We start from the raw sequence: 4037 nt of genomic DNA, 5'->3' as shown, positions 1-4037 counted from the left end.
TCAACTTTACCGTTCCGACGGGGAACTTTGGTAATATCTTGGCGGCCTACTATGCTAAGCAAATCGGTCTGCCGGTTGGCAAGCTTATCTGTGCATCGAATGAAAACAATGTTCTGACAGACTTCTTCAAGACGCAGGTTTATGACAAGAAGCGGAGCTTCAAGGTGACCACTAGTCCATCCATGGATATTCTGGTTTCCTCTAACTTGGAGCGTTTGATTTTCCACCTGTCTGGTAACAGTGCTGAGAAAACAGCTGCCCTGATGGCGGCTCTGAATGAGCAAGGCCAGTATGAACTGACGGACTTCGACGCTGAGATTTTAGAGCTCTTTGCAGCTGACTACGCGACAGAAGAAGAAACAGCAGCTGAAATCAAGCGGGTCTATCAAGCATCTAACTACATCGAAGACCCTCATACGGCTGTCGCGTCCGCTGTCTATCAAAAATACTTGGCAGAGACCGGCGATCAGCGCAAGACTGTTATCGCGTCTACCGCTAGCCCTTATAAATTCCCAGTTGTGGCCGTTGAGGCTGTGACTGGTCAGACAGGCCTCAGTGATTTTGAGGCTTTGGGCCAACTGCACGAACTTTCTGGCGTAGCCCTTCCACCAGCTGTGGACGGCTTAGAAACAGCACCAGTTCGCCACAAAACGACGGTCGCTGCAGATCAAATGCAGGCAACAGTCGAGGATTACTTGGGATTGTAAAGTTTACTTAGAAGGCCTAAAATCAGCTGGATATCTGGCTGATTTTTTCTTAGGATGCCCAATGAAAGAAAGAGAAGTAGCTTATGCTTAAGAGGGAGAATTTTCTCTATGACGACTTATAAAAAAATCATGAATATCGCCTTGCCGGCTATGGCGGAGAACTTTTTGCAGATGCTCATGGGAATGGTCGACAGCTATCTGGTGGCCAGTCTTGGGCTGATTGCGATCTCTGGTGTCTCGGTGGCCGGAAACATCATTACCATTTATCAGGCAATTTTTATCGCGCTGGGAGCTGCTATTTCCAGCCTTATCTCCAAGACTCTGGCTCAGGGAGACAAGGAGCGTTTGGCCTATCACACAGCTGAGGCTATCAAGCTGACGCTGCTTCTGAGTCTTCTGCTAGGGCTCCTTTCTCTGCTTTTTGGCAGGCAGATGTTGGATCTGCTGGGGACGGAAAAAGCGGTGGCTGAAGCAGGCGGTCTCTATCTGGCTCTGGTTGGTGGGACCATTGTCCTGCTGGGCTTGATGACTTCCTTTGGAGCTCTGGTGCGGGTCACGCGCAATCCTAGATTCCCCATGTATGTTAGTCTTCTGACCAATGTCCTCAACGCCCTTTTTTCAGCTCTGGGCATTTATGTCTTTCGGCTTGGCATTGTCGGTGTAGCGCTGGGGACGGTGCTGGCTCGTCTAGTTGGTGTACTGATTCTTTGGTGGAAGCTAGACTTGTCCACGATCAGCTGGAGCTGGGGCCTAGATGGCGAGCTCTTGCGCCTGTCTCTGCCGGCTGCTGGAGAGCGGCTCATGATGCGGGCGGGTGATGTAGTGATCATCGCCATTGTGGTCGTCTTTGGGACGGACGCAGTAGCGGGGAATGCCATCGGCGAAGTCCTGACCCAGTTTAACTACATGCCGGCCTTTGGGGTCGCGACAGCAACAATCATGCTGGTGGCCCATGCGGTTGGCGAGGGAGATATGCAAGCGGTCGATCTGATTCGTCAGCGGGCTTACTGGCTGTCTTTTGCTTGCATGCTGCCCTTGGCTTTAGGGATTTTTGCCCTTGGTCGGCCGCTGACCTTGCTCTATACAGGCAATAGCGGAGCGATCACAGCCAGCCTTTCAGTCATCCTCTTCTCTCTGCTGGGAACTCCCATGGCAGCTGGAACCGTGATTTACACAGCGGTTTGGCAGGGGCTGGGCAATGCCAGACTGCCCTTTTATGCCACGACTATTGGCATGTGGCTAATTCGCATCATCTCAGGCTATTTGTTGGGCGTGACCTTTGGCTTGGGTCTGCCGGGAGTCTGGGCTGGGACGCTCTTGGACAATGGCTTCCGCTGGCTATTTTTAAAGGTTTTATACGACAGAAAAATGAGGGAAATCACATGACAATAGCGTTTATTTGGGATTTGGATGGCACCTTGTTGGACTCCTACGATGCTATTTTGGCAGGAATTGAGGAAACCTATGCTCACTATGATCTGGACTTTGACAGGGCAAGTATTCACAGCTATATCCTAAAGCACTCTGTCCAGAAGCTCTTGGAAAAAGTAGCGTCTGAGAAAGGCCTAGACGCTGCCGAGATGAATGCCTTTCGTGGAGCAAGTCTAAAGGAGAAGAATGCTCAGGTTCATCTGATGGAAGGGGCTGCGGAGATACTGGCCTGGGCTAAAGAGCAGGGCATTGCCCAGTTCGTCTATACCCACAAGGGACTCAATGCCCATCAAATCTTGGAAGACTTGGGCATTCATGACTATTTTACAGAAATCATCACAACAGCCAACGGCTTTGAGCGCAAGCCTCACCCAGAAGGTGTTGATTATCTGATCGAGAAGTATGGCCTGGATAAGCAGGAAACCTACTATATCGGGGACCGGACGCTAGATGTGGATGTCGCCGTCAACAGTGGCATCCAGAGCATTAACTTCTGTGACTACCGACCAGAAATCAATCAGAAAATAGAGAAGTTGGTGGGTATAAAGCAATTATTCACAAGATAAAAAGCAGACCAGAACTGATCTACTGTCAGTCTAGCCTGCTTTTTCTTTTACATATGCTCAATGTGAAGTTCTAGCAAGAACTCAAGAGCCTCGGGAGAACAGTTTTCTTTTTCAATTGCGAAACCAGTGCTCTCCCCTATCAAGATATAAAAATCTTGCTTTGTCATAATGACTTTGACAATATCATCATAGGTATAGCGAAATTCTCCACGTATATTTCTTGCGATAAAAGCCTCTCTGTCAAATATCAGAGTGACCTCCATGTTCTGAAATAAAGGATTTTTTTGATAAGCTCTCTTAATCTGATAATTCATGCCAAAATAGTACATAGAGGCGCAAATAGGGGGAGCCAATATGATAGATATTATCTTTTCCTCTAATGGGCCGAGCATTACGTAGGTGAACAGCCCGATTATCAGTATGATTATGTATAATACAAATCCTTTTCGTCGTATGAGAATAGCCCATGAAAATCTTTTATAAACTTCTTCAGTCAGAAGAGTTGTAATATGGATTGGAAACATTTTTTACCTCCAGTTTTTATATTATAACATATAAGAGCGATAAGATTTAGTCGAATCTTGCTAGGCGATACCATCTTTTATAGGAGCCGAGTGATTTTTTCGTTTTTATCTAAAATTAGCACATCTGGCATGGGAAGATTATGCCAGAAGTTATAATCAATGCTGGAGTCGAATGCGCTTAGTAAAATGCAGATAAGGTTACCATGAGAGCTAATGATAATCTTTTCGTTTTGATGCTTACTTTCCAGTTCATGAAGAAAGGCTAAGGTTCGCTGTTGAGCTTGTTGATTAGACTCGCCACCAACAAATGAAAAAGTCGGCTGTGACCAAAGTTGCATGAGGGCTTCTTCAAAGTCTTGGTCGGCAATCGCTTGACTACTTAGCTTTCGCTCTATTAGCCGTTTGTCGGTTTGAATAGCGAGTTTCAGACTCTGAGCCAAAGGATCAACTGTTTGGATAGCCCTTCGATAGGGGCTAGAATAAATAGCGGTAATGGGTTTGTCTGCTAAAAAGTCAAGCTGTGCCAAGGATTCTCGCCCTTTGTCTGATAATGGTCGGTTGATTTCATCAGGTGTATAGTTAGAATGCGCATGACGGATAAAATAGTAGGTGTTGTTCATAAGACGATTATAGCAAAATTTAAATCTCAATTCATTTTCTACCTATTTTCCACGCCACCTTTTCTGTCTTTGTCCGCCTTTCGTGTTATAATAAACCTATGGAAAAAAAGAATAAGTTGTTATTAATTGACGGCTCGTCCGTTGCTTTTCGCGCTTTTTTTGCGCTTTATAATCAAATCGACCGTTTCA

At 46.3% G+C, this 4037-nt stretch carries 4 protein-coding genes and 1 pseudogene; 3 read left to right on the top strand and 2 right to left on the bottom strand.

Annotation, left to right across the window (positions count from 1 at the left end):
* From Q0191_RS04220 to Q0191_RS04210, 3 genes and pseudogenes are all read left to right on the top strand, one after another.
* Positions 1–707: pseudogene (locus Q0191_RS04220) on the top strand (threonine synthase); the annotation flags it as partial.
* A gap of 108 nt (positions 708–815) precedes the next feature.
* Positions 816–2093: an MATE family efflux transporter gene (locus tag Q0191_RS04215; protein WP_297664124.1), complete on the top strand. Its 1278-nt coding sequence runs from the start codon at positions 816–818 to the stop codon at positions 2091–2093.
* A complete protein-coding gene (locus Q0191_RS04210; RefSeq protein WP_297664122.1) occupies positions 2090–2704 on the top strand; it encodes an HAD-IA family hydrolase in 615 nt (204 codons plus the stop codon). The genes Q0191_RS04215 and Q0191_RS04210 overlap by 4 nt, the downstream gene beginning before the upstream one ends.
* Before the next feature lie 47 nt (positions 2705–2751).
* Here Q0191_RS04210 and Q0191_RS04205 read toward each other — a convergent pair whose 3' ends face one another.
* Positions 2752–3228 carry a YcxB family protein gene (locus tag Q0191_RS04205; RefSeq protein ID WP_297664120.1) on the bottom strand — a complete coding sequence of 159 codons (477 nt, stop codon included), beginning with the start codon at positions 3226–3228 and terminating at the stop codon, positions 2752–2754.
* A 77-nt stretch (positions 3229–3305) separates the two neighbouring features.
* Positions 3306–3848, bottom strand: a complete 543-nt coding sequence (locus Q0191_RS04200; RefSeq protein ID WP_297664126.1) for a histidine phosphatase family protein — start codon at positions 3846–3848, stop codon at positions 3306–3308.
* Positions 3849–4037: the final 189 nt, after the last annotated feature.

It is taken from the genome of uncultured Streptococcus sp. (assembly GCF_938036805.1).
Taxonomy (GTDB): domain Bacteria; phylum Bacillota; class Bacilli; order Lactobacillales; family Streptococcaceae; genus Streptococcus.
The sequence above is the reverse complement of the archived record's forward strand: the minus strand, read 5'-3'. Positions and strand labels throughout refer to the sequence as shown.

Bases quoted from the DNA above. Each gene is read 5' to 3' on its own strand.
- Q0191_RS04215 (WP_297664124.1), top strand. From the start codon at position 816: ATGACGACTTATAAAAAAATCATGAATATCGCCTTGCCGGCTATGGCG.
- Q0191_RS04210 (WP_297664122.1), top strand. From the start codon at position 2,090: ATGACAATAGCGTTTATTTGGGATTTGGATGGCACCTTGTTGGACTCC.
- Q0191_RS04205 (WP_297664120.1), bottom strand. From the start codon at position 3,228: ATGTTTCCAATCCATATTACAACTCTTCTGACTGAAGAAGTTTATAAA.
- Q0191_RS04200 (WP_297664126.1), bottom strand. From the start codon at position 3,848: ATGAACAACACCTACTATTTTATCCGTCATGCGCATTCTAACTATACA.